This window comes from Caballeronia sp. KNU42, from assembly GCF_053760385.1.
The window spans coordinates 1,756,122-1,780,251 of the sequence record NZ_CM132390.1 but is presented as its reverse complement, the minus strand read 5'-3'; the positions used below and the strand labels follow the sequence as shown (position 1 = coordinate 1,780,251).

The 24,130-nt window shown below is 61.5% G+C and carries 23 protein-coding genes and 1 riboswitch; of the genes, 11 read left to right on the top strand and 12 right to left on the bottom strand.

The annotated features are described in order from the left end of the window. Positions 1-247: 247 nt before the first annotated feature. From ACSOSP_RS39245 to ACSOSP_RS39235, 3 genes are read left to right on the top strand one after another with little or no spacing between them, the layout of a single operon-like run. The gene (locus ACSOSP_RS39245; RefSeq protein WP_455315380.1) at positions 248-1,660 is read left to right on the top strand and encodes a cytochrome ubiquinol oxidase subunit I; all 1,413 of its coding nucleotides are present in this window, start codon (positions 248-250) and stop codon (positions 1,658-1,660) included. Position 1,661: 1 nt separating this feature from the next. Further along, on the top strand, positions 1,662-2,663 hold the full coding sequence (gene cydB, locus ACSOSP_RS39240; RefSeq protein ID WP_455314387.1) for a cytochrome d ubiquinol oxidase subunit II: 1,002 nt from the start codon (positions 1,662-1,664) through the stop codon (positions 2,661-2,663). Further along, positions 2,641-2,799, top strand: coding sequence for a hypothetical protein (locus tag ACSOSP_RS39235; RefSeq protein ID WP_455314386.1), 159 nt, complete (start codon positions 2,641-2,643; stop codon positions 2,797-2,799). The genes cydB and ACSOSP_RS39235 overlap by 23 nt, the downstream gene beginning before the upstream one ends. Positions 2,800-2,920: 121 nt before the next feature. Here the strand turns inward: ACSOSP_RS39235 and ACSOSP_RS39230 are convergent, their stop codons facing one another. After that, positions 2,921-3,976, bottom strand: coding sequence for a permease (locus tag ACSOSP_RS39230; RefSeq protein WP_455314385.1), 1,056 nt, complete (start codon positions 3,974-3,976; stop codon positions 2,921-2,923). A gap of 33 nt (positions 3,977-4,009) precedes the next feature. Next, entirely contained in the window at positions 4,010-5,101 is a 1,092-nt protein-coding gene (mnmH, locus tag ACSOSP_RS39225; RefSeq protein WP_455315379.1) for a tRNA 2-selenouridine(34) synthase MnmH, read from the bottom strand. A gap of 255 nt (positions 5,102-5,356) precedes the next feature. Between mnmH and ACSOSP_RS39220 the strand changes: the two genes are divergently transcribed. Both ACSOSP_RS39220 and eutC read left to right on the top strand, forming a co-directional pair. Continuing rightward, the gene (locus ACSOSP_RS39220; protein WP_455314384.1) at positions 5,357-6,736 is read left to right on the top strand and encodes an ethanolamine ammonia-lyase subunit EutB; all 1,380 of its coding nucleotides are present in this window, start codon (positions 5,357-5,359) and stop codon (positions 6,734-6,736) included. Next, positions 6,736-7,542 carry an ethanolamine ammonia-lyase subunit EutC gene (gene eutC, locus ACSOSP_RS39215; RefSeq protein WP_455314383.1) on the top strand — a complete coding sequence of 269 codons (807 nt, stop codon included), beginning with the start codon at positions 6,736-6,738 and terminating at the stop codon, positions 7,540-7,542. The genes ACSOSP_RS39220 and eutC overlap by 1 nt, the downstream gene beginning before the upstream one ends. A 107-nt stretch (positions 7,543-7,649) precedes the next feature. Here the strand turns inward: eutC and ACSOSP_RS39210 are convergent, their stop codons facing one another. From ACSOSP_RS39210 to ACSOSP_RS39195, 4 genes are all read right to left on the bottom strand, one after another. Then, positions 7,650-10,319 carry a fimbria/pilus outer membrane usher protein gene (locus ACSOSP_RS39210; RefSeq protein ID WP_455314381.1) on the bottom strand — a complete coding sequence of 890 codons (2,670 nt, stop codon included), beginning with the start codon at positions 10,317-10,319 and terminating at the stop codon, positions 7,650-7,652. Between the two features lie 165 nt (positions 10,320-10,484). Beyond that, complete coding sequence (locus tag ACSOSP_RS39205; protein WP_455314380.1) at positions 10,485-11,237, bottom strand: fimbrial biogenesis chaperone; 753 nt, start codon at positions 11,235-11,237, stop codon at positions 10,485-10,487. Positions 11,238-11,323: 86 nt separating this feature from the next. Beyond that, the gene (locus ACSOSP_RS39200) at positions 11,324-11,884 is read right to left on the bottom strand and encodes a fimbrial protein (RefSeq protein WP_455314379.1); all 561 of its coding nucleotides are present in this window, start codon (positions 11,882-11,884) and stop codon (positions 11,324-11,326) included. Between the two features lie 514 nt (positions 11,885-12,398). After that, entirely contained in the window at positions 12,399-13,526 is a 1,128-nt protein-coding gene (locus ACSOSP_RS39195) for an OpgC domain-containing protein (RefSeq protein WP_455314378.1), read from the bottom strand. Here ACSOSP_RS39195 and ACSOSP_RS39190 point away from each other — a divergent pair. Beyond that, positions 13,449-13,802 carry a hypothetical protein gene (locus tag ACSOSP_RS39190; RefSeq protein ID WP_455315437.1) on the top strand — a complete coding sequence of 118 codons (354 nt, stop codon included), beginning with the start codon at positions 13,449-13,451 and terminating at the stop codon, positions 13,800-13,802. The genes ACSOSP_RS39195 and ACSOSP_RS39190 overlap by 78 nt on opposite strands. A 37-nt stretch (positions 13,803-13,839) precedes the next feature. Beyond that, complete coding sequence (locus ACSOSP_RS39185; RefSeq protein WP_455314377.1) at positions 13,840-14,583, top strand: TerC family protein; 744 nt, start codon at positions 13,840-13,842, stop codon at positions 14,581-14,583. Between the two features lie 52 nt (positions 14,584-14,635). On the opposite strand, the gene ACSOSP_RS39180 is transcribed toward ACSOSP_RS39185, so the two are convergent. The 5 genes from ACSOSP_RS39180 to cbiE are packed head-to-tail and all read right to left on the bottom strand — an operon-like array spanning position 14,636 to position 18,848. Then, positions 14,636-15,031 carry a DUF4186 domain-containing protein gene (locus ACSOSP_RS39180; protein ID WP_455314376.1) on the bottom strand — a complete coding sequence of 132 codons (396 nt, stop codon included), beginning with the start codon at positions 15,029-15,031 and terminating at the stop codon, positions 14,636-14,638. A gap of 17 nt (positions 15,032-15,048) precedes the next feature. Next, positions 15,049-15,777, bottom strand: a complete 729-nt coding sequence (cobM, locus tag ACSOSP_RS39175) for a precorrin-4 C(11)-methyltransferase (RefSeq protein ID WP_455314375.1) — start codon at positions 15,775-15,777, stop codon at positions 15,049-15,051. Then, positions 15,778-16,530, bottom strand: coding sequence for a cobalt-precorrin-6A reductase (locus ACSOSP_RS39170; RefSeq protein WP_455314374.1), 753 nt, complete (start codon positions 16,528-16,530; stop codon positions 15,778-15,780). Continuing rightward, on the bottom strand, positions 16,527-17,621 hold the full coding sequence (locus tag ACSOSP_RS39165) for a cobalt-precorrin-5B (C(1))-methyltransferase (RefSeq protein WP_455314373.1): 1,095 nt from the start codon (positions 17,619-17,621) through the stop codon (positions 16,527-16,529). The genes ACSOSP_RS39170 and ACSOSP_RS39165 overlap by 4 nt, the downstream gene beginning before the upstream one ends. An 18-nt stretch (positions 17,622-17,639) precedes the next feature. Beyond that, positions 17,640-18,848, bottom strand: a complete 1,209-nt coding sequence (gene cbiE / locus ACSOSP_RS39160; protein ID WP_455314372.1) for a precorrin-6y C5,15-methyltransferase (decarboxylating) subunit CbiE — start codon at positions 18,846-18,848, stop codon at positions 17,640-17,642. Between the two features lie 117 nt (positions 18,849-18,965). Then, positions 18,966-19,142, top strand: a riboswitch (cobalamin riboswitch). A 122-nt stretch (positions 19,143-19,264) separates the two neighbouring features. Here cbiE and cobG point away from each other — a divergent pair. From cobG to cobJ, 4 genes are read left to right on the top strand one after another with little or no spacing between them, the layout of a single operon-like run. Beyond that, a complete protein-coding gene (gene cobG / locus ACSOSP_RS39155) occupies positions 19,265-20,548 on the top strand; it encodes a precorrin-3B synthase (protein WP_455314371.1) in 1,284 nt (427 codons plus the stop codon). Next, positions 20,541-21,167 carry a precorrin-8X methylmutase gene (locus ACSOSP_RS39150; protein ID WP_455314370.1) on the top strand — a complete coding sequence of 209 codons (627 nt, stop codon included), beginning with the start codon at positions 20,541-20,543 and terminating at the stop codon, positions 21,165-21,167. The genes cobG and ACSOSP_RS39150 overlap by 8 nt, the downstream gene beginning before the upstream one ends. Further along, complete coding sequence (locus tag ACSOSP_RS39145) at positions 21,164-21,892, top strand: precorrin-2 C(20)-methyltransferase (protein ID WP_455314369.1); 729 nt, start codon at positions 21,164-21,166, stop codon at positions 21,890-21,892. Before ACSOSP_RS39150 ends, ACSOSP_RS39145 begins: the two co-directional genes overlap by 4 nt. Next, a complete protein-coding gene (gene cobJ / locus ACSOSP_RS39140; protein WP_455314368.1) occupies positions 21,892-23,565 on the top strand; it encodes a precorrin-3B C(17)-methyltransferase in 1,674 nt (557 codons plus the stop codon). Before ACSOSP_RS39145 ends, cobJ begins: the two co-directional genes overlap by 1 nt. 1 nt (position 23,566) lies before the next feature. On the opposite strand, the gene ACSOSP_RS39135 is transcribed toward cobJ, so the two are convergent. Next, positions 23,567-24,127 carry a vWA domain-containing protein gene (locus tag ACSOSP_RS39135; protein WP_455314367.1) on the bottom strand — a complete coding sequence of 187 codons (561 nt, stop codon included), beginning with the start codon at positions 24,125-24,127 and terminating at the stop codon, positions 23,567-23,569. Between the last annotated feature and the right edge of the window lie 3 nt (positions 24,128-24,130).

Sequence of the window (24,130 nt, the reverse complement as noted above, 5' to 3'; positions counted from 1 at the left end):
GCGGAAATGGCAAGCTGGCGGTTTCGAGCACTAACGCTCGCTCTCAAAAAAATCACGAATAAACAATAAGTTGTAGGACATCCATCTCAAAAATTGCGACATTTCCGCGCATTCCTGTCTTCTGCCGCGCCGCACCATTCATCTCAAAAATTGGCTTAGAGTCACTTCCGTCGTACTCAATCCAACCAACCAGCGCCCGTCCGCGAGCTCGTTTTCGAGTGCGCGGGCGATGGCTGCACAACCTGCCATGCATGCCACTCAACAAGCGCTCGACCTGGCGCGTATCCAGTTCGCTTTCACGGTCTCTTTCCACATTGTGTTTCCGGCGCTCAGCATTGGCCTGGCGAGCTTTATCGCCGTGCTCGAAGGCATGTGGCTCAAAACCGGGAAGCCGGTCTACAAGGAGTTATGCTTGTTCTGGTCGAAGGTGTTTGCCGTCGCCTTTGGCATGGGCGTGGTCTCCGGTGTCGTGATGAGCTACGAATTCGGCACCAACTGGGGCGGTTTTTCGAGCTTTGCCGGCCCAATCACCGGCCCGCTGCTCGCCTATGAGGTGATGACCGCATTTTTCCTGGAAGCCGGCTTCCTCGGCATCATGCTGTTCGGCTGGAACAAGGTTGGACCCAAGGCGCACTTCGGCGCGACGCTGATGGTCGCCATCGGCACGCTGATCTCGACCTTCTGGATTCTTGCATCGAATAGCTGGATGCAGACGCCGCAGGGGTTTCGTATCGAAGGCGATCATGTCGTGCCGGTGAGCTGGTTCAAGATCATTTTCAACCCGTCGTTTCCGTACCGGTTGTCGCATATGGCGATCGCGGCGTTCATTGTCGCTGCGCTCGTGGTGGCGGCATCGGCCGCTTATCACTTGCTGAAGGGACGCAAGGACCCAGCCATCAAGAAGATGTTTTCGATGTCGCTCTGGCTGCTGCTGGTGCTCACCCCGCTTCAGGCCATCGTCGGCGACCAGCACGGTCTCAACACGCGGGAATATCAACCGGCGAAGATCGCGGCTATTGAAGGCTTGTGGGATACGGAGAAAGGCGGCACTGCGCTGAACCTCTTCGGCATCCCGGACATGGAAGCCGAAACCACCAAGTATGCGGTCTCCGTTCCGCACCTGGGCAGCCTGATCCTGACGCATAGCTGGGACGGTGAAATCCGTGGCCTCAAATCGTTTCCGAAAGAGGATCGGCCGAATTCCACAGTCGTGTTCTGGAGCTTCCGGATCATGGCCGGGCTCGGTGTACTGATGATCCTGATGAGCGTGGCCGGGTTCGTATTGCGGCGCAAAGACAAGCTGTTCGAATCGAAGATGTTCCAGCGCTTCGTGCTCGTGATGGGACCGTCCGGTTTCATATCGCTGCTGGCCGGCTGGGTGACGACGGAAGCCGGACGTCAGCCATGGGTCGTCTACGGCGTGATGCGCACGGCGCAGGCTGTGTCGCCGGTCACCGCGCACCAAGTGGGCACGACGCTGCTGATCTTCGTGATTGTTTATACGCTCGTGTTCGGGACTGGCATCTACTACTTGCTCAAGCTGCTTAAAACAGGTCCCGCGTCGCCCGGCACAATTACTCACGCACCGCGCATGGACGACGACAACCACACCGCGCGCCGGCCGCTGTCCGCCGCGACGCATTCAATCGAAGGAGCCTGACATGGACTTGTCCTTGACGTGGGCAGCGATCATCGCGCTGGGCGTACTGATGTATGTAATACTGGATGGGTTCGATCTCGGCATCGGTATCCTGTTTCCGTTCTTCCCCGAGGAGCGTGATCGCGACGTCATGATGAACACCGTTGCGCCGGTCTGGGATGGTAACGAGACCTGGCTCGTGCTGGGCGGCGCCGGGCTGTTCGCCGCGTTCCCCATGATCTATTCGACCGTGCTGTCGGGGCTTTATTTGCCGTTGATGTTCATGCTGGTCTGCCTGATCTTTCGCGGAGTCACGTTCGAGATCCGTTCGAAGGCGACGCGCACGAAGCACATGTGGGATCTTGCGTTTATCGGCGGATCGGCGGGCGCGACGTTCTTTCAGGGCGTGACGCTTGGTGCGTTTCTTAACGGAATTCCTGTCGCCGATGGCCGGTTTTCCGGCGACGCCTTCACGTGGTTCACGCCCTTCAGCATGTTCACCGGACTGGCCCTTGTGGTCACTTACGCACTGCTCGGCTGCTGCTGGTTGATCGCGAAAACGGAAGGCGATCTGCAACGGCGTTTTTATCGAATCGTGTGGCCGTTGACGCTGCTGCAATTGGGGACCATTGCGGTCGTCAGTATCTGGACGCCGCTGCAGGACGCAGGCATTGCCACGCGCTGGTTCGATACCCCCTGGTTCTATCGCTTCCTGCCGGTGCCTGTACTCGTGGTCGCATGTGCGTGGCTGATGCGCCGGTCCATCCGTTCACGGCACGAAACGCGGCCGTTCATGATGGCGCTGGCGTTCGTGCTGCTCGGTTATAGCGGACTGGTGGCGAGCATTTCGCCCCATGCCATATTCCCCGGCGTGTCGCTCTGGGAGCTCGCGGCTCCGCACTCGAGCCAGAAGTTCACGCTCATTGGCGCGGCGGTGATCTTGCCCGTGATCATCGCGTACACGACGCTTGGTTACTGGGTTTTTCGCGGGAAGGTGCGCCATGGCGAACATCACTATCATTGAGACTGATATCAAACGCCGCAGAGGTGCGGGCCTCAAGAGCACGTTGTGGTTCGTCGCGCTCTGGTGTGTCGGCGTGGGTGGCGCGATGCTGCTGGCGCTGCCGTTCAAGCTGCTGATTCAGGCGGCTGCGCATTGAAGCGTCCCAGGAGCCGCCGCCGCACCAAACAACTGACGCTCACGAAAGAGAGGCCGGTTTCAACTCGCGTTGAAACCGGCCTCTCGCGTCCTGGATGCTATGTGAGCTACATCATTTGCGGCTAGAACCCCAACGCCACCGCAAGCAGCCCGGCGACCACTCCGAACCCGACCACGGCAATGGCGACAAACGTCAGCACGCGCGGCGGAAAAGAACGGCCGAGCATGGCGACCGACGGCAAGCTGACCGGCGGCAGCGTCATCAGCAACGCGCCTGCGGGACCGACCGACATGCCGAGCGACAGCATCGCCTGGATGATCGGCACTTCGCCCGCTGTCGGGATCACGAACAACGTGCCCGCGATAGCGAGACCGACAATCCACAGCGCGCTGTTGTCGATATTCGGACCAATATGCGGAAACAACCAAGCCCGCGCAGCGCCAAGCACCAGCACGAGGACGATGTATTCGGGCACGAGCCGAATCGTCATGCGTCCGAGGATGCGAATCCAGCGCGTGAACGCCGTACCCGGATCTTCCGCGGTAACGAGCTTCGCCATCTCGCTGCGTGACGCTTCGGCTTCCTTCGGCGTCACCATCCGGTTCACGACGTAGCCCAGGCCGAACACCATGAGGATTCCCAGCGCGAGCCGCAATCCCATCCATTGCCAGCCGAGCACGAAGCCCATGAAAATCAGCGTGGCCGGGTTCAGCACCGTGTTACCAAGCCAGAACGCGATGGCCGCACCCGGCGCCGCCTGACGCGCCCGCAGGCCGGCCACGACCGGTGCTGCGCAGCAGGTGCACATCATGCCCGGCAGCGACATCAGGCCGCCGTTCACCACACTGCCAAAGCCGCTCTTGCCGAGCGCGCGCGCCACCCATTGCGGCGGAATCAGCGCCTGCACCGCCGAGCCGAGCAGAAGCCCCAGGACCATTGCCTGCCAGATCGCCTTGCCGTACGCGAACGCATAGTCGATAGCAGCCTGCCACGACGGCGCGGGCGCGCTCGCGGCGGCGCCCATCAGGATTGATTTGCCGATGGAATGCTGACTGGCCGCCACGAACGCACGGTTGTAGTAGGGAAACCATTTGACGTAGAACAATCCCCCGACCGCGATCAGCAAAAACGTGATCCAGCCGAGTGCGACGCGTGGTTGTCGAAGTGTGGATTGCATGGTCTTGGTGGCTTGTATTGGAATGAAACGGCGTTAGAGCGACGCGATCGGCGGCTTTTCGGGCTGGGCCTGCTGCGCGGTATCGAGCCGTGCAAGCAGCGCCCTTGCCTGCTCGACCACGTCGGCGTCGTTCGGCCGGAACAGCATGTGCGTGGCGTGCGGCAATTCGCTGAAATTCTGGTGGCTGCTGCGTGAATAGGCCGGATCGTAGTGCAGGTCGATCAGTTCGCGGGCCAGCTCCGCTCGTCGGCCTGCATCGATCAACGCATGCCAGACGCTCACCCGCTCGCGGCTATGCAGCCCGATCAGTCGCGACAGTTGCTGCTTGAACGCTTCCGGATGCTGGAAAAGATGCGCGTAGTCATGCAGCAGGAACGTGGCGCGATCGTCGCGGGTTGCCTCGACCTCGACACACGCGCCGCGATGAAACGTGTCCAGTAGCGCAAGCGGCAAAGAAATCGCGCCGATTCGCCGGCTCTCCGCCTCGATGAATACCGGCCGTGTCGGATCGAAGCTGCGCAACGCGCTCACCAGCATCGTCTCGAACCATTTCTGCGACGGCTGCGGCTCACCCGGCAACGCGCCGAGCAGGGAGCCGCGATGCGCCGCCAGTTGTTCCAGGTCCAGCGTCTGTGCACCAGCCTCGTGCAATGCGTGCAGCAGACGCGTCTTGCCGCTGCCGGTGGGACCGGTGAGCACGATATACCGGAACGTGGCGGGGAGATGATCGAGCGTATCGAGCGTCGAACGCCGGTAGGTTTTATAGCCGCCCTCCAGTTGCCGCGCCTGCCAGCCGATCATGCTGAACACCGTGGTGACGGAACCTGACCGGGTACCGCCGCGCCAGCAGTAAATCAGCGGGCGCCAGTTGCGCGGCCGGTCGGCAAAGATCGTATCGAGGTGCTGCGCGATATTGCGCGCGACCAGCGCCGCGCCCACGCGGGCCGCCTCGAACGGTGACACCTGCTTGTACATCGTACCTACCAGCACCCGCTCCTCGTTGCTCAGCACGGGGGCGTTGAGCGCACCGGGGATATGGTCATCCGCGAATTCGAGCGGCGTGCGGACGTCGATTATTTCGTCGAAATCAGCCAGGCGATCGAGGGATACAAGCAGGTTTTTCAAGGTGCGGCGCGCAAAAGTACCCGGATGGGAGAGCGGATTATCGCACGCGGAAACTCGGGTAACGATGCGCCCGGGCGTGCGGTCCATATCGGAGGTCCGGCGTGGACACGCCGTCTGCTCCGTTCAAATTACCAGGCCCGCATTTTTGGCCTTTAATAATTTCACCGCATACTTCGGGTTAACGCGTGGATCGGCCGCAAGCCCTGGCCGTGCGCGAATAAGTGCCTGGAGAAGCCTTGAAACAAGGATCACGCAATGAGCTATAACGAGACCATCGGTCTGCGGACTTACCGTTTCGACGACCTGAAGACGCTGCTGGCGAAAGCCAGCCCGCTGCGTTCCGGCGATCAGCTGGCGGGTGTGACAGCCGAGACGGAAGAGGAACGCGTGGCGGCGAAGATGGCGCTGGCGCAAGTGCCGTTGCGCACCTTCTTGAACGAAGCCGTGATCCCGTATGAGACCGACGAGGTCACGCGCCTCATCATCGACGATCATTCTCACCAGGCTTTCGCCGAGATCTCGCATCTCACCGTGGGCGACTTTCGCAACTGGCTGCTGGCCGACACCACCGATTCCGCCGCGCTGAACCGCGTGACGGCGGGGCTGACACCGGAGATGGTCGCGGCTGTATCGAAGCTCATGCGCAACCAGGACCTGATCCTCGTCGCGAAGAAACGGCCGGTCATCACGCGCTTTCGCAATACGATCGGTTTGCCCGGACATATGTCGGTGCGCCTGCAGCCGAATCATCCGACCGACGACGTCAAGGGCATTGCCGCATCGATGCTCGATGGCCTCATGTACGGCTGCGGCGACGCGATGATCGGCATCAATCCAGCATCGGATTCGCTGAATGCGATCACCACGCTGCTCTTGATGATCGACGACTTCCGGCAACGCTATGACGTCCCGACGCAATCATGCGTGCTCACGCATGTGACCAACACGATTGCTGCAATCGAAAAAGGCGCACCGGTCGATCTCGTGTTCCAGTCGATTGCGGGCACCGAGAAAGCGAACAGTAGTTTTGGCGTCTCGCTGGCGCTGCTTCAGGAAGCGCATGAAGCAGGGTTGTCGCTTAAACGCGGCACAGTTGGCAACGATCTGATGTATTTCGAAACCGGCCAGGGCAGCGAGTTGTCCGCCGACGCGCATCACGGCGTCGATCAGCAGACCTGCGAAGTGCGCGGTTACGCGGTTGCACGCAAGTTCAGCCCGCTGCTGGTCAACACGGTGGTCGGTTTCATCGGGCCTGAGTATTTGTACGACGGCCGGCAGATCATTCGCGCCGGACTGGAAGATCACTTTTGCGGCAAGCTGCTCGGCGTCCCCATGGGTTGCGACATCTGCTACACGAATCACGCTGAAGCCGATCAGGACGACATGGACAACCTGCTCACGCTGCTGGGCGTGGCCAATGTCAATTTCATCATGGGCATTCCCGGCTCCGATGACGTCATGCTCAATTATCAAAGCACGTCATTCCACGACGCGCTCTATGTTCGCAATGTACTCGGCTTGCGGCGTGCGCCGGAGTTCGAAGCCTGGCTTGAGTCGATGCGAATCGCCGGTCCACTCGGCGCTTTGCTGAACCAGTCCGCATCACAACCGCTGCTTGAATGGATGAGCGCCTGATGACCGATTTCGACGTTCCTCCGTCTTCCGTCGATGTCAATCCGTGGGACGCGTTGCGCCGCTTCACGAACGCGCGCATTGCGCTGGGACGAGCGGGCAGCAGCCTGCCGACGGCGCCATTGCTTGCGTTTAATCTCTCGCATGCGCAAGCACGCGACGCGGTGCATCAACCGCTCGATGTGGCCGCCCTGCATGCGTCTTTACATGCGTCCGGTTTTGAAACGCTCGACGCGGAAAGCGCTGCCCCCGATCGCGAGCATTATCTGCGACGCCCGGATCTGGGTAGAAAGCTGGACGATGAAAGTGCAAAGCGGTTACGTGACTACGCGGCCGCCGCACCCGCTGCGTTCGATGTGGTATTCGTGGTCGCCGACGGTCTCTCAGCCTACGCAGCGGCACGTCACGCCGTGCCATTACTCGAACGCATGCGCGCGAAGCTGTCTGGGGTCAGCATCGGTCCGATCGTCATCGCAAGGCAAGCGCGGGTCGCGCTTGGCGATGGTATCGGTGAGCTTTTACGGGCGCGGATCGTGGTGATGCTGATCGGTGAACGGCCGGGTCTGAGTTCGCCCGATAGTCTCGGCATCTACCTGACGTATGAGCCGCGCATCGGTAAAAGCGATGCTGAACGCAACTGTATTTCGAACGTGCGTCCCGAAGGTCTTGCCTACGATCCCGCCGCGTTCAAGCTGCATTACCTGCTGACTGAAGCGACGCGATTGAAGCTGACGGGCGTCAAGCTTAAAGACGATAGCGATGCGTTGTTGCCGGCGGGAGGCTTGTCGGGCTCGGTGTTGGAAACCTAGATCGTGCACCTCGATGCGACGGACGGGCAGCCTCTGCACTGATGGCGTTTGGCTGTGATCCCGTTCCGTTCGCGTTGGTGGCGAAGCTTGTGTCGTTCATACGCGCTCTATCGTGCAACAGCCACCGGCGTCGCTGCGCTGCTTGCACCCGCTACCCCACCCGCCACCGTTTCACTCCCCGGCACGCAATGCGACTGCAGCGATAAATACCCCGGGTTATAAGCCTTCGCATCTTTCTTCGGCAACGTATAAGCGATCCGGCATTGCTCGACCGGACCACTCCCCCATTTAACCGTCAGCGCACCTTGATCTTCGAGCCCACGCGCAAATATTCTGCTGTCCTGACCGACCACACCCACGCTTTTTCCCTGTTCGTCTTCCACACTCGCTCCAAATGGCAACGCACCACCGCCCAGTTTCGGCGCCTGAATCAATGCCGCGCGCCCGCTCACCGTCTCGTACTTCATCATCACTATAGAGCCTGCGCGCGGCGCCACCTGCGCCGATGTCGATTTAAATTCGACATCGGTGGACGTGCCCTTCGGATCGATATCCACCACGTTCATGCTGTACGGCGACAGGTACGGTATCACCGCATATCCGCGTGAATCAACCTTCGTTCCCGGTGAACTCGTCACCATTGCACCGGCCGCAGCAGGAGCTTCCACAATGCCGATCGTGTCACCCACAGTCTGCGATAACGTCACCCCGCCCGGGTGCGCGACAACCGAACCCTGCACGCCCGCCGACACCTGACGCGTTCCAGCGCCACCACTCGCCGATGCATTGAACGTCGCATAAGGCGCACGATACGTCGCGCTCGCCCCCGCATTGCCATTGTTCGCCGATGTGCCCCCGGCGTTATACGTGCCATAGCCGTTGTACGAGAACTGGTTCGTTTCACCCAGCGAACCACTCACGTTCGCCTGCATGTTCGTCGCGCCATCGGAGCTGTGCGAGGCGTTCGTCGTCAGCATCGGCGCATGTGTTTTGTGGCCCAGCGGGATGGTCGTGCTCAGCATGAAGTCGTTCGATAACTGACCGTCCATCGAACGCGTGCGCCCCGCCGTCAGGCTGTACGTTCCGTACTTGAACGCGTTCGTATAGCCGGCCTGGAACAGCGTATCGCTACCGCCGTGGTTCCAGTAGTTTTGCGACGAACCCGTCACGAACATCGTGCCGTGATCGCCCAGCTTTTGATTCACCGATACCTGCATCCGGTTACGCTGGCGGTAAATCGCGTTGATATCGCCGCCATGGTCTGCGATATCGCGCACCGTCGCTGCATCGCTCAGGTTCATGTAACCCGCCGTCGAGAAACGATACGCCGCCACCGATACGTTCGTATCGGTCGCCGCGATGAACTTGCTGTAGCCCAGGCGCAAGCTCGTGCCGTGCATCGACTGCGCGTTCGGAATGCTGGTCACCGCGCCCGTGACGTCCATCGAGAACGCGCCGATGCCCGTGTTCAACGCACCGCCCACGTTCATCGCACCATATCCCGTCGATGCCACCACGCCGCCATAAGCAGTGACGGTGTTGGTGAGACCGCGCTGGATCGTGAACTGGCCGAAGACGGGCTTCGTATCGAGCGAATCGTTGCGCAGTTGGCCGGCCGTTGCGCTGAAACGCGTGACGCCCGGGCGCAGCAATTGCGCCACCGATGCAAACGGCACCGTGAACTCCTTGCTGCGGCCATCGGCCTCCGTCACCGTCACCACCAGGTCACCGCCGTAGCCGGTCGAGTACAGATCGGTGATTTCAAACGGACCCGGCGCGACGTTCGTTTCCTGCAACACCTGGCCGTTCTGACGGATCGTCACGCGTGCATTCGTTTCAGCCGTGCCGCGCACGACCGGCGCGTAACCGCGCATCGATTCAGGCAGCATGCGGTCGTCGGTGGCGAGTTGCACGCCGCGAAACGACACGCCATCGAAGATCTCGCCGGTCGTGTTGGCATCGCCCACGGTGAGTTGCGAGCCCAACTTGGTGATATCGCGCTGCGCGTAAGTCGCGATGTTGTCGAACTGGGTCTTCTGGCCGGTGCCGGCCGATATCGACGATTGATGGCGCAAATGCCAAGCGCCGATGTTCACGCCCGCGCTCAAGCCCAGGTAGCTCTGGCTCGAGCCGATGCCCGATCCTTCCGTGTGATACGTGTTCGCGTTGTAGCTGATAAAGCCGCCATTGACCCCTTGGTCCCACAGTTCAGGCGACACGTAGCCACGCGCCGAGTTCTTCATGAACGCCTGCGGCACGCTCAACTCCAGCGTCTGCTGCGTGAAGTCAAAGTCGACCGTGGCGCCGGGGACCAAGGTACCGATCTCATCGCAGGTTTCTGCCGTTGCGGCGCTTCGTCCCGCGGCAGCATCGGCCTTGGCCAGATCCACACCCGCGCGCTGCAACAGCGCGCGGCTGAAACAGGGCTTTGAACCCAGCTTGCCGTCAGGCGCTGCAAAGCGAATGTCTTCACGCGCCAGGCGCGCTCCATTGACGATCAGGTCGACCGAATATGTCCCCGGCGTCACGGCGTTGCCGCGCGTGAAACGGCTCGTGTCGACCGCCGTGCCTCCCTCTCCGCGCAGATACGTGTTGTCGAAACTGACTTCATCGACGGCGCCGCCCTGGGTTTGCGGCGTGATCACGGCATCGGCGACGGCTTGAGAGATTGCACCGCACGCCATCATCGAGAAAGCAATTGCAGCAAGCGGCTTCAGGCGCAGCCGGAATGCAACCGGGTACTGAGCAATGAATGCGGTTTGAGCAGAGAGTTTCATGATTCAGCCTGCAGTGATGGGGACAATTCAGACGCGAGTTGACCCATCGGGCTGTTCGGAACAGTCCGCTCGGTAAAACGCGTGTTGAGTGTTGGGAAGGCGTCGGCTTGGTTCGGCCCGCGACACCTTCAGTTCGCCCCGGTCAGAGGCGAAGTCTTAGGGGTTTTACGGGGCGACAGGTACATCAAACGGCAGGGCGCCGCCGAAATCGCTGATGCCTTGGTACTTGACGTGTGCGTTGGCAGGCACCGTTTTGAGGTTCTTCACCGGAAACTGCGCCGTGCCACGCGGCTCGACCATGCCACCCACGTCATTCGTATAGGTCTGGCCGGCGCCCACCACGTCGATCTTGCTAAACGACACGTAGTAAGCCGTGGGGTTGGTCGCCTTCACGTCGTAACCTTTGTTGTCGGCTGAGGGCACGAGCTTCCAGGTCAGCTTGCCAGCCGCTTCATCCGCTGTGCCCGCCAAGCCCTTCGGACGCGCAAACACCTTGAGGCGCGTGCGAAACGCGAACTGCAGCGTGTTGGTGTCTGCGGTGTCCGAGGTCTTCGCGATCTTGGGCGGTACATCCAGCACGTTCAGCCAGAACACCGACTCGCGGTCCTGCGGCAGCGCATCGCCCGTGTACATCATGCGCAGCGTCTGCGATTTCTTCGCATCCATGCGGAAGATCGGCGGCGTCAGCACGAACGGCGCGCTCGCTTCACCGGGCTTCGCATCCGCGTTGCCCTTATCCATCCAGACCTGCACCAGCGACGGTTCAGCGCGATCGTTGGTGAGCTTGACCGTCACCTCACGATTTTCAAGGGGATACACCACCCGCGTGCCGCCCACCGTTACGCTCGCGCCCGCGCTTCCGGCGAACAAGGCCGCCACCAAACCCAAACCACACGCCATTCGACTCAGGGACTTCATGATTGATGCATCTCCGTGAAAAACGTATCTCGATATTTCGGTAAAAAAACAGGCACCTGCACCCGCAGATGCCTGTCGAGGACGGCTTACTGGTAGTCGACCGTGTACTGCACCGAGGTGTTCACGGGGCCGGCTGTCGCCTTGCCCGTCGCGTAATACTCAGCGAAGTACTTCAGGTTCGCAGCACCCGTCACGATGGCAGCACCATTGCCCGCCATGTCGTTGTTTTCACCGGTCTTGACGTTGATGGGCAGGTGCGATGCGTTGAGCAAGCGAACCTGGACGTTTTGCGCACCGGCGGGCGCCTGGTTCATCAGATAACCCGTGTCCTGGTCGATCGTCGGGCCGTTTTCGAAACGCGCAACCGCCTTCGTTTCGGTCGAGCAGCCGCTCAGCGTGAAGGTCAGATCGGTGGCGCCCGTCGTGCCGGCGGTTGCGCCTGTTGAGCTCAAGGCGCTGTCGGTCACGACCGGCAGCGTGACGTTCTTGTCAGCCGCGCCGGCGACTTTGGTATCGATCGAGCAGGTTGTATCGGTGACTGCACCGGTGAAGGTGATCGTGCCGTCAGACGCGCTTGCGCCCGTTGAAGCCAGAGCCAATGTAGCGAGAGTTGCAGCAGCAGCGACGGTGGAGAGAAATGATTTCATGAACGTTTCCAATAGAGAAATGAATGAGGTTTGTAGACACGTGCGGCGCTTAGGATTCCTATCCCAGTTGATGCCGACCGCGCAGTGCGAGCCACCTTTTTTTCATCGTCTGGATTCGTGTGGGAGGCGATGAACCGGTTCGTCTGCGAGTGAATGAATATTAAGACTGGGGCTCTTCGATGGCCCTCGGAACGCTCTTAAAGAATTAGGACAAAATTGAGAATTCTTAATTGCGCAATGGTGCGTGGGCGGGCGGGAAGAAGGTGCGTTCATGAACGCCAAAAGGCGTCCGTGAGGACGCCTTTTGGTGTTTTAGATGGATTGAGACGGGTGAGGGTTTGCGGGAGTCGGCTTATCCACCTGTCCTGATACAAACGTCGCGAGCCGTCTTCGCAAAGGGTCTGTTATGACGAACCGCTCTGATCAAACGACGTCGTGCGCAGCAAGCGGATGGAAACAAGACGGACCGTTAGTCGCGTTTTTACTGGATGAGTGGCGAGGCTGTCCCCGCCGCTCATCGAACTGCGCGGCGCTCCCCTTCTCTCTTCGCCACAACCGCTACTGACCTTGAACGCATTGCATCGAAGACCCGCTGGCGATGTGGAATCGCGAGCAACAGGCCCAGCGCGAGAGCATCGGCAGCGAGACCCAACGGAACGTCGATCAGCCCATTGGTCAGCGTGAACAACACTGAATCGACCGTCAGCGAGATCACCGCGCCTGCCACGAAACACACCAGGCCATCACGGCCGACCGCACCGACCCACGGCAAACGCCGCGCAATCTGTTTCACCACTCCACGCCGCGCCAGATCGCTTGCAAGCCATGCAATGCTCAGGAAATTGACGATGCGCACGCCGGCCAGGTTGCGCTTTAAATCACCATCGATGGAAACGGGAAGCACGAGCAACTTGTAATACGCCATGCCCACGACAACCGCGAGCGCCGCGATGCTGACAACCCAGCCGAACCGGTAGGAACTCACGCGCTGATAGACAGGCTGGCAGCACGCGAGCACGCCGAGAACAAACATCAACTGCCACGCGGCGGGATTGAAGTCCCACAGCAAGTCGTCCGCTGACGGCAAATACTCAGCAACCGGCGCCGCGACAGCCCACAGCGCGACACTTGCACCGAGCAGGAGCCACGGCTTGCTACGCGCCAGCGGCAAGACAAGCGGCACGGCCAGCGCGAAGAACGCATACATGGGCAGCACGGACGATAAATACGGCTGACGTCGCAGGAGCAGCACGTCGGTGATCGCCGTGAACGGCGCAGCGAGAAAGCTATCCAGGTCGGCGATGGCAAGATTCGGTGCATTGCCGAAAAACGGCCGCAACAAGAAGCTCGTCAGCAGCATAAGGACGGCGGTCACGACAAACGCACGGTAGATCTCGAACGCGCGACGGAAAAACCGTGCCCGGGCGGCGGATTCCGAGCGGCGGGCGGCCATCGACACATAGGCCGTGGCTGTGGCGAACCCGCCGAGAAAGACAAACACTTCCGCGGCGTCGTTGAGCGCGAACGCGTGCAACGTCACACGTGAAAGCATGCTGCCGCCAATGTGATCGACTACGATCACCAGCAGCACGAGACCTCGAAAAAAGTCCAGTTCGACCAGGCGTTGCGATTTTCCCTGCATGTGAAACCTGAAAAATACCGCTGGACACAAGCAGCGAAGATTGAAGGCGTCGGTTCCGGTACGGTTCCGGCTAAAGTTATGCGTGGATTCGGCACGACGAACAGCACTAGAGTTTACCCGTATTTGCGCGTCGCACCATTTAGATCGATCGGCCGACGCCACCGCCCCGCCCGGCGAACTTTTTGGCTCTCCGCCGCTCTCAATTATTTCATTAAGCTTTCATTTTTGCCTGGCGCATCACGTATCATCGCGATCGGCCGCCGGGCAGGCGACTAAACCGTTACTTCCCACTTCCCCAAGACCCTCGGATCTCATGGACTATTTAGTTGCATTGGCAAGTGACCCCGGCGCGTGGGCCGCACTGGCGACGCTGCTTGTCATGGAAGTCGTGCTCGGCATCGACAACCTGATCTTCATCTCCATTCTTACGAACAAATTGCCCGAAGCGCAGCGGGCGCGCGTTCAGCGGCTCGGCATCGGGCTCGCGCTGGTGATGCGGCTTGGCCTGCTCGGCACGGTCGCGCTGATCGTGCGCCTGACCGCGCCGATCTTCACCGCGTTCGGCCATGACTTCTCGTGGCGCGACCTGATCCTGATTGCCGGTGGTGCGTTCCTCGTGTGGAAGGCGACCACCGAGATCCATCATCACGTCTCGGGAGAAGGTGAAAATGGCAGCGCCGTCGCGAAGACTTCGACGCTCACGCCGTGGTCCGCGATCGGCCAGATATTGGTGCTGGATCTCGTGTTTTCCATCGACAGCATCGTGACTGCGGTCGGCATGACCGAACATATTCCCATCATGTTCGTCGCGGTGATCGGGGCCGTTTCCGTGATGATGTTCGCGGCCGGACCGCTGTCGCGTTTCATCGAAAGGAACCCGACTGTCGTGATGCTCGCGCTCGGCTTCCTGCTCGTGATCGGGATGACGCTCGTCGCCGAAGGCTTCGGGTCGCATGTGCCCAAGGGCTATATCTACGCAGCGATGGCGTTCTCGGCGCTGGTCGAGGGACTGAACATGCTGTCGCGAAGAGCGAAAAAGAAGCGCGCTTCAGAGTGATGGCGCGATAAGTCGAAAACGCCGCGCCGCTTAAAAACCGGCGCGGTTTTTGTTAGAACGGCAAGTCAGGCTGACGCGGCGGTTTATCGGCGCCAGTCACTTTTTGCGCCTTGAGCCAGCGCTCGATTGCCTGCACAACGTGGTCCCGTTCGTCATCGTCCAGCCGTTTCCCCGCTTCTATGCCATGCCACTTGGCGAGGCAACTCCGGCAGCAAGTCGCCGTGGCGTGCTGCGCGATAAACACCGGGTGACCCCGAAACGGCGTCTGCTTGCCATCGTTCGACGGTTGTTCGGGCGCAAGGCGACGCGTGATCAGTTCACGCGCGTGGCTGATCACATCCGTCATGCCGTGCTCACGCAGATACGTTTGTTCGCGTTCGCCAAGCCGGAAACGCATTCGAAAATTCGAATGCGACAAGGCGTTGAAAACGGAGTCGAGATCGCGCATGGCAAGTGGCGCCAGGCTCAGACCGGTTTGCGATACAACGACGAATCCGTAAAACCTTCCGCGTTCAGCACATACCCGACCACGATCAGCGCGGTCCTTTCGATGCCTTTTTCAAGCACTTTTCCCGCGATATCGGCGAGGGTGCCGAGCACCTTTTCTTCGTCGGGCCAGCTTGCACGGAAGATCACTGCCACGGGACAATGCTCGCCGTAATGCGGAATCAGGTCGGTGACAATCCGTTCGATATGACGCACGCCAAGGTGGATCGCCATGGTCGCGCGATGGCGCGCGAGATCGGCAAGTTGTTCGCCTTCGGGCATCGATGTCTTCGTGGCGAAGCGCGTGAGGATCACCGTCTGCGAAATACCGGGTAAGGTGAATTCACAACCGAGCGACGCAGCACAGGCCGCCGCCGCCGTGACGCCAGGCACGATTTCGTACGGTATCCCGAGCGTATTCAGGCGCCTGATCTGTTCGCCGATAGCACCATACAACGACGGATCGCCGGAATGCACACGGGCGACGTCCTGCCCTTGAGCGTGCGCGGCTTCGAGCAACGCAATAATTTCATCAAGGTGAAGATCCGCCGTATTCACCACGTTTTGCGCGCTATGCCCGCTCAACACAGCTTCCGGCACGAGCGATCCGGCATACAGGATGACCGGGCACGCGCGAATGAGGCGTTGCCCCTTCACCGTGATGAGTTCGGGATCTCCGGGTCCGGCGCCAATGAAATAGACCGTCATTTAAGGGGTTTTATCGAAAAGTGAATACGGATGGAGCCATGCTTCGAGTGCACTTAGAAGCGCGCTTGTATCGGAAAATTCGCGCTCGACCGGGGGTAAGCCCGGTCGCTGCAGCATGATCACGGGCAAGCCGCGTTCCCGCGCGACCGCCAGTTTCGCCTCGGTGGCCGCGCCGCCGCTGTTCTTGCTGATGAGCACATCGGTTTGCTGTGCATCGAAGAGCGCGCGTTCGCCATCGAGCGAGAAAGGGCCACGCGCAGCAATGATGGTCGCCTGCGCGTTGCCGGAATGCGAGTCGAGACACCGGATGGTCCAATGCTGCGAAGGGGGAATCTCGTCAAGATGCGCAAGCGGTTCGCGGCCGAGCGTCCAGAGCGGATGGCGGTAAGGCGCGATGGCATGAAGGATGGACGAGAAGTCGGCGGCCTCGCACCACGCGTCGCCGCTTTGCGGTTGCCACGGTGCACGTCGAAGCGCCCAGCACGGCACGCTTTTCAACGCACTTGCCGCGCTCGCGTGACGGCTCATTTGCGCGGCGTAAGGATGCGTTGCATCGACGATCAAACCGATCGATTGCGCTTCAACGAAGGCCTTTAACCCATCTACTCCGCCGAAGCCGCCCACGCGCACACTGCAGGAGAGATCGCCCGGCATGCGGCCCAGGCCGGCCAGGCTATAGACGTGATCGGGACCGAGCCGTCGCGCGATGGTCAATGCATCCCCGGTGCCGCCCAATAGCAAGACCCGCATCATTGCGCCACCCCCACCATGCGCCCCTGCCGGTCGATCGCAAAACACTCCACGCCGATACCTTCCGGCACCACGCTCAACGCAAATTGCCGCGCATGCTCGCAGACGATATGACCGAGCGGTACTCGCTGCTCGTGGGCGAGCAGCAGCGCTTCCTGGCTCGTGTTGGCATCACGCATTGCCTGTTGCAGGGTGGTGCTGGCTCCGGCGCTCGCGGCCCAGGTGGCCAACTGCGGCAGGTCGATGCTCGAGTTCCGGCTATGCAGATCCATATGTCCCGCGGCTAGCTTGCTGATCTTGCCGAAGCCGCCGCACAGGCTCAACTTCTCGACCGGCGCACGTCGCAAATGCTTAAGCACGGCGCCCACGAAGTCCCCCATTTCAATGAGCGCGATATCCGGCAAGTTGTAGTGAAGACGCATGGCGTCCTCGCTCTGATTGCCCGTGCATGCCGCGATATGAGCATAACCATTCGCGCGGGCGACATCGATGCCTTGATGGATCGACGCGATATAAGCCGAGCAGGAAAACGGCCGGACAATGCCGGTGGTGCCGAGAATCGATAACCCGCCGACAATCCCCAGGCGCGGATTCATCGTCTTGAGTGCGAGTTCGGCGCCATTTTCCACGCCAATGCTCACTTCGAAGCCACCGCCGTAGCCATGTTCCTTTGCCAGCGCCGAAAGGTGATCGGTCATCATCTTTCGCGGCACGGGATTGATGGCGGGCTCGCCTATGGGAAGCGCAAGTCCGGCGCGCGTGATGGTGCCCACGCCCGGTCCCGCGAGAAAACGGACACCCGGCTCACTGAGCAGACGTACGCGTGCAAAGACGATTGCGCCGTGGGTGACGTCGGGGTCATCGCCGGCGTCTTTCACGGTGCCCGCTTCCGCACAATTGTCTCCGGCAAAAAGACGGCAGAACACGAGCGGCATCGTGACCTGCTGCCCCTTCGGCAACGTAATGTCCACATGCTCGCTCGCCAAGCCTGCGAGCAGCAATTGCGCCGCCGCGAGCGACGTCGCGCTCGCGCAACTGCCCGTGGTCAGTCCGGTGCGTAGCGGCGCGGGCCGTTCGGGCGTTTCGTCACGCATGGCGATAACCGATCAGCATCATGGTTTGACAGCATGCAGCAGCGTGATGGGGAGCGCCTGGCGCCAGGTATCGAAGGCTCCTAACGGCTGTGCGTGCGCAACGCTGATACGCGTCATCTCGCCGCCGTGGAGCGCGCGCCACGCGACCAATGTTGCCTCGCTCTGGATCGTAACGGCGTTGACGATCATGCGGCCACCTTTCTTCAGATGAGACCAGCACGTATCGAGCATATCCGGCGCAGTCACGCCGCCGCCGATAAAAATAGCATCGGGCTCGGGGAGTCCTGCCAACGCGCCCGGCGCTTCGCCCTCGACCAGTTGCAGTCCAGGCACGCCAAGCGCATCGCGATTGTGTTCGAGCAGGCGTTGACGCCCGCTGTCCGCTTCGATCGCGATGGCACGGCAACTCGGGTGCGAGCGCATCCATTCAATCCCGATCGACCCGCATCCCGCGCCCACGTCCCACAGCAATTCTCCCGGCTCGGGCGCGAGCCGCGACAGCGTGATCGCGCGGACATCGCGCTTGGTAAGCTGGCCGTCGTGGTGATACGCGTTGTCGGGAAGACCGGGCGTCAGAGGCAAGCGCCGCGCATGGCTCTGCGCGATGCATTCGATCGCTACCAGATTCAACGCGGCCACATCGCTCGCCGTCCACGCGCAGGCCACACGATCGATTCGCCGCTCCTGCTCGCCACCCAGGTGCTCGAACACGCTCAGGTGGCTCGCGCCGAAACCGCGCTTTGTCAGCAACTCGGCAACGGCAGCGGGGCTCGATGCGCCGCTGCTGAGCACGAACAGGCGCGCACCCGGATGAAGCTGCGTTTCGAGCGCCGCGACCGGCCGCCCGACCAGCGACACCACTGCGACGTCCTGCAGCGGCCAATGCAAGCGCGCCGCGGCAAGCGACAACGAAGACGGCGTGGGCAGAACGCGGAACTCATCGGCGGGCAGTTCGCGGGCGAACGTGCTGCCTACGCCGAACATCATCGGGTCGCCACTCGCCAGCACGCACACCCGTTGCTTTTCATGGCGGCGCTCAAGAACGGGGGCAATCGTGAATGGCACCGGCCATGCGCAACGTTCGCCGGCCAGGCGGACCGGCAGCAAAGCGAGATGCCGCGCGCCGCCGAAAATCGTATCGGCAGCTATCAGCGCCTGGCGCGCGTGACGGCTTAGTCCGCGCCAGCCATCTTCCCCGATTCCCACCACGGTCAACCACGCTGACATCCGCTGATCCTCGCTTGATTCATCACTGATTACGCTGCGTCTGCAACGTGGCTGAGACAATGCGGTTAAAGCACGTCCGGCCAGACGCCGGAGCACTTTATCCGCCGCAAAAACGGGCATAATACCCCGTTAGTCGGTGCCCTTACGGGCCTAACAGGGAACACAGCAGAACTGTGGCTGCCCCCGCAATTGTACGCAGCGAGTCCGCACCCCACTGCCACTGGTTTCGACTGGGAAGGCCGGTACGGACGGCGACCTGCAAGCCAAGAGACCTGCCGACCGGAATTCTTCGTGCAAGCCAACATCGGGCGGGGTGTACCGATGCCGCGAACATGCCATTGCCTCAAAGGGCGCGGCATGCTCAAGGCGCCGCGCGAGACCGAACGGGTCACGCTTTGAACGAACCACTCACTACTATGCAGGTATCCACGCAAGCATCGCGGCCATCGGCTTGTCCGGGCCTGATGCGGATTGTGCCTGCTCGCGACGGCGGCCTGTGCCGCATTCGCCTCGCATGCGGCGAGCTAAGCGCAGCGCAGGCACGCGTTGTCGCACACGCGTCGCGCACGTTCGGCTCGGGTTTGATCAATGTCACCAATCGCGCGAATCTGCAGATCCGCGGCGTAAGGGAAGACTCGCAGGAAGCGCTCGTTTCGCGGCTCGTCGAGGCGGGCCTGGGTCCTCTCACGCCGGGTTCCGACGATCAGCGTAACGTCATGTCCAGCCCGCTGGCGGGCCTCGATCCGCACGCCTTGCTCGACGTCACGCCGCTCGTTTCGACGTTGCTCGATCAGTTGCAAAGCGACGCGCGTTTGGAGCAGTTATCACCGAAATTCGCGTTGATGGTGGACGGCGGCGAGCGCCTCGCGATGCTCGATCATCCTCACGATGTGTGGCTTTCAGCCATATCGGCGCAACGGTTTGCGTTCGGGCTCGCGGGCTGTCCACCGCGATTCAAGAACGACGCGCCCGCGTTGGCTGCGGTGAAAACCGCGCACGTCCCCGCGCTGGTCAATGCACTGCTGCACACGTTCCTCGATCTCGCTCAGCCCTGGCAAACCAGAATGCGCGATCTGCTGACGACGCGTTCCATCGACGAAATTCTTGGGCCTGTTCAGGAGAAGCTTGGCTTCGCTTTGGATCGCGACGTTGAACACTGGCGTCGTCCCGCATCCGATGCAAGGCTGCGTTTCGGTGTGCATCGTCAAGCGACGGGCTCCCACGTCTGCGTCGGTGCGCAGGTCCCGCTTGGACGTCTGGATGCAGCAACGCTGGCCGCGCTCGCCGATCTCGCGCCACGACTACGCATGACGCCCTGGCAAAGCGTCATGCTGCTCGACGTGCCTTCTTCTGACGCTCTAACGGTCGTTGAACAACTCGCCGCACTCGGCCTCGCGACCAACGCCGACGAACCGTTCGCGCGCCTGATCGCGTGCACAGGTTCTCAGGGTTGCGCGAAAAGTTTCGCCGATACCAAAGCCGACGCGCACCTTCTCGCCCGCTCAATGCCGCCCACGGGCGATGTCCACCTGAGCGGCTGCTCGCGCTCTTGTGCGGCGGCGCACCGCGTCGAGACCACCTTGATTGCTGTTGCACCTGGCCGCTACGATCTTTACGGCGATGCTCCTGAAGCCCTCGCCCGCCATCTCACCATTGAACAGGCAGCCCGCTGGCTAGCCCGGAGCTCCCTTGATGCTTGACTACATTCGCGACGGCCAAGCAATCTATCGCGCGTCGTTTGCGACCATTCGCGCCGAGGCCAACCTCTCGGCCATTCCCGCCGATCTCGAGAAACTTGCCGTGCGCGTGATCCATGCATGCGGCATGACGGACATCGTCGACGACCTCGTGTTCTCTCCCGGCGCGGGCGCGGCAGGCCGCTCAGCGCTAAGCCAGGGCGCCCCCATTCTCTGCGATGCACGCATGGTCGCCGAAGGCATCACGCGCGCAAGGCTGCCGGCGGACAACCGCGTGATCTGCACGCTTAACGATCCATCCGTGCCTGAGCGCGCTCGCGCACTCGGCAATACGCGCTCAGCCGCAGCGCTTGAATTGTGGCAGCCAGATCTTGAAGGCAGCGTGGTGGTGATCGGCAATGCGCCCACAGCGCTGTTCCATCTGCTCGACATGCTCGACGCGGGCGCGCCCAAACCGGCGCTGATCCTGGGCTTTCCGGTGGGGTTTATCGGCGCGGCTGAATCGAAGGCGCTGCTTGCCGCCGATAGCCGCGGCGTGCCGTTCGTCGCGTTGCGCGGCCGGCGCGGCGGCAGCGCGATGGCCGCCGCCGCTGTGAACGCGCTGGCAACGGAGACCGAATGATGAGCGGACGCCTCTATGGCCTCGGTGTCGGTCCCGGAGACCCCGAGCTGATCACAGTCAAGGCACTGCGTTTGCTGACCTCGGCGTCAGTGGTCGCTTACTTCGTTGCCAAGGGCAAGAAAGGCAATGCGTTCGGCATCATTGAAGGTCATCTTAAAGAGTCCCAGACGCGCTTGCCGCTGGTGTATCCGGTGACGACCGAAGCGCTAGAGCCGCCGCTCTGCTATGAGACGATCGTCGGCGACTTCTACGATGAATCCGCCATCCGTATTGCAGATCATCTGGAAGCGGGCCGCGATGTGGCCGTGATCTGCGAAGGCGATCCCTTCTTCTACGGCTCCTACATGTATCTGCATGACCGGCTGGCCGAACGTTTCGAAGCGCACGTGGTCCCGGGCGTGTGCTCCATGCTTGGGGGCGTGGCAGTGCTCGGGGTGCCGCTCGTGTACCGGAACCAGAGTTTGTCGGTGTTATCAGGTGTATTGCCGGAAGCGGATCTCAAGCAACGCCTGGCCGCCGCCGACGCTGCCGTGATCATGAAACTTGGCCGCAACTTCGACAAGGTGCGGCGCGTGCTCACCGAACTCGGACTCGACAAACGTGCGCTCTATGTCGAGCGCGCGACCATGGCAAACCAGCGCATCGTGCCGCTGGCGGAAGTCGAGCCCATGGCGTCGCCCTACTTCTCGCTGCTCGTCGTGCCGGGTGAAAAATGGCAGGCGTGATGACGTTGAACACTGATGTCCCTGTGGCGATCGTGGTGCTGGGGACGGGGGCAATCGACACCGCTCGCAGCATTCAGGCGCGGTATCCCGGTTCGATGATTCATGGGCTAGCCAATCGCGTGCAGGCCGATGTCGCGTTCACTGAACTCGGCCCTCATCTGCGCGAACTCTATGCACGCAACACGCCGATCGTCGCGTTATGCGCGGCGGGTATCGTCATTCGATGCCTCGCATCCGCACTTGCCGACAAGAGCCTTGAACCGCCCGTGCTGGCCGTGGCCGAGGACGGTAGTGCAGTCGTGCCTTTGCTTGGCGGGCTAAGCGGCGTGAACGTCATGGCGCGTGACATCGCGGCGGCGCTGGACGTCGCGCCGGCGATAACGACCAGCGGAGAACTGCGTTTCGGCACCTGCCTCTTGAACCCGCCAACGGGTTACGTACTTGCGGATATCGAGCACGGGAAGCGTTTTGTATCGGACCTGCTCGCAGGCGCCACGACGCGCGTAGAAGGTCACGCGCCGTGGCTCGACACAGCAGACCTGCCACGCACCGCCGATGCAGGCCTGGCGATCCGCATCACGCCGCATACAAGCGAGGTTGCTGGCGAGTTGATGATTCATCCGCGCTGCGCGGTCGTGTGGGTAGCAGCGCTGACGACAGGGCACTCGATCGTCGAACGTGTGCGCGAGATCCTGCGCGAGCAGCGTGTTGCATCGATGTCGCTCGCGGCAGTGCTCGCACCGTTGAACCTGATGGCGTCTGCACCGCTTGCCGAAGCCGCGCAGACGCTCGATGTGCCTCTGCGTTTCGGAACGCTTCCAGCCGGCTTCGAAACGCTTGCGTCCAATGACGACGGCATGACAATCGCCCTCGCGTCGCATCCAGTGGATCCCTCAACGCTCGGGCAAGCGCGCGGTACGCTCACCGTGATTGGTCTCGGCCCCGGCAGCGCGGATCTGATGGTGCCCGCGGCAAGACAGGCTTTATCGCAAGCAGACGATGTACTCGGCTACGAGACCTATGTACGCATGGCCGGTCCGTTTGCGCCGCATCAAATCCTTCATTGCACCGACAACCGCGAAGAGATGCAGCGCGCACGTCATGCGTTCGAACTGGCGAGTACCGGGCGTGACGTAGTGGTTGTATCGTCAGGAGACCCTGGGGTCTTTGCAATGGCCGCGGCCGTGCTCGAAGCGCTCGATCAGGCTCGCGGCAACGAGCAGTGGAACGCCGTGAAATTGTCGATCGTACCCGGTGTATCTGCTGCGCTCGCCACCGCCGCGCGCGCCGGTGCGCCCCTTGGACACGATTTCTGCATGCTGTCGCTTTCAGACAACCTCAAGCCGTGGGCCGTGATAGAAACGCGCTTGCGGCACGCGGCGCAAGCCGATCTCGTGATGGCGTTTTATAACCCCGTCTCTCGCGCCAGGCCGTGGCAACTCGATCGTGCACTTGATATCGTGCGTGAGCATCGGAATGGCGCAACATTGATTGTGCTGGGCAGAAACATCGGCAGGCCGGGCGAAACCCTGACCACCACGACGCTGGAGAAGCTGCATTCCAGTCAGGTCGATATGCGCACGATGGTGATCGTTGGTTCATCCACCACGCGTAGTTTCCCTCGGGCCGACGGCAACGGAAACTGGATATACACGCCGCGCTGGTACGAGTGAATTAAGCGGTGGTCATGGAAGCGGCCGTACGATAATCCGCTTGCCATGACTCGGCGAGCGTCACGCAACGCCCTAGCCGTACCGCCTCACTCTCGAAATCGACGATGACAATCTGGTCCACTGAATCAGGACGCGATGGTGTTTCCGGACTGCGGCCGTCGGTAAGCAACCATAGGACGCGCCGTTGTGAAGGATGATGACGCGCGGCCCTGAGAAGCACATTGGCGCCTGTGCGTACGCCCAGCGCAAGCGGCGTCCCGCCACCTCCTCCAATGGGCGCAAGCCACCGATCGTTCCACCAATGCGCGGCACCGGGTTCGCGACGGACTTGCGCTGTCGCACCGCCAAAGCAGACCAGCGCGACCTCCGAGCGCTCGCGGTACGCCCGGTCAAACAACGCCACGACCAGTCCTTTAGCCAGCGCAAGCCGTTTGCCACCAAGCATGGAGCCGGAGCAATCGAGCACGAAGCAATGCAACGCGCTGCTGTCGCCTTGCTCGTGATGAAATCGCAGATGAGCTTCATCCAGCGGTTGATTGCGTTTCGCCAGTAACGTTTGCAACCA

Bases quoted from the DNA above. Each gene is read 5' to 3' on its own strand.
- ACSOSP_RS39245 (WP_455315380.1), top strand. From the start codon at position 248: ATGCATGCCACTCAACAAGCGCTCGACCTGGCGCGTATCCAGTTCGCT.
- cydB (WP_455314387.1), top strand. From the start codon at position 1,662: ATGGACTTGTCCTTGACGTGGGCAGCGATCATCGCGCTGGGCGTACTG.
- ACSOSP_RS39235 (WP_455314386.1), top strand. From the start codon at position 2,641: ATGGCGAACATCACTATCATTGAGACTGATATCAAACGCCGCAGAGGT.
- ACSOSP_RS39230 (WP_455314385.1), bottom strand. From the start codon at position 3,976: ATGCAATCCACACTTCGACAACCACGCGTCGCACTCGGCTGGATCACG.
- ACSOSP_RS39220 (WP_455314384.1), top strand. From the start codon at position 5,357: ATGAGCTATAACGAGACCATCGGTCTGCGGACTTACCGTTTCGACGAC.
- eutC (WP_455314383.1), top strand. From the start codon at position 6,736: ATGACCGATTTCGACGTTCCTCCGTCTTCCGTCGATGTCAATCCGTGG.
- ACSOSP_RS39210 (WP_455314381.1), bottom strand. From the start codon at position 10,319: ATGAAACTCTCTGCTCAAACCGCATTCATTGCTCAGTACCCGGTTGCA.
- ACSOSP_RS39205 (WP_455314380.1), bottom strand. From the start codon at position 11,237: ATGAAGTCCCTGAGTCGAATGGCGTGTGGTTTGGGTTTGGTGGCGGCC.
- ACSOSP_RS39200 (WP_455314379.1), bottom strand. From the start codon at position 11,884: ATGAAATCATTTCTCTCCACCGTCGCTGCTGCTGCAACTCTCGCTACA.
- ACSOSP_RS39195 (WP_455314378.1), bottom strand. From the start codon at position 13,526: ATGCAGGGAAAATCGCAACGCCTGGTCGAACTGGACTTTTTTCGAGGT.
- ACSOSP_RS39185 (WP_455314377.1), top strand. From the start codon at position 13,840: ATGGACTATTTAGTTGCATTGGCAAGTGACCCCGGCGCGTGGGCCGCA.
- ACSOSP_RS39180 (WP_455314376.1), bottom strand. From the start codon at position 15,031: ATGCGCGATCTCGACTCCGTTTTCAACGCCTTGTCGCATTCGAATTTT.
- cobM (WP_455314375.1), bottom strand. From the start codon at position 15,777: ATGACGGTCTATTTCATTGGCGCCGGACCCGGAGATCCCGAACTCATC.
- ACSOSP_RS39170 (WP_455314374.1), bottom strand. From the start codon at position 16,530: ATGATGCGGGTCTTGCTATTGGGCGGCACCGGGGATGCATTGACCATC.
- ACSOSP_RS39165 (WP_455314373.1), bottom strand. From the start codon at position 17,621: ATGCGTGACGAAACGCCCGAACGGCCCGCGCCGCTACGCACCGGACTG.
- cbiE (WP_455314372.1), bottom strand. From the start codon at position 18,848: ATGTCAGCGTGGTTGACCGTGGTGGGAATCGGGGAAGATGGCTGGCGC.
- cobG (WP_455314371.1), top strand. From the start codon at position 19,265: ATGCAGGTATCCACGCAAGCATCGCGGCCATCGGCTTGTCCGGGCCTG.
- ACSOSP_RS39150 (WP_455314370.1), top strand. From the start codon at position 20,541: ATGCTTGACTACATTCGCGACGGCCAAGCAATCTATCGCGCGTCGTTT.
- ACSOSP_RS39145 (WP_455314369.1), top strand. From the start codon at position 21,164: ATGATGAGCGGACGCCTCTATGGCCTCGGTGTCGGTCCCGGAGACCCC.
- cobJ (WP_455314368.1), top strand. From the start codon at position 21,892: ATGACGTTGAACACTGATGTCCCTGTGGCGATCGTGGTGCTGGGGACG.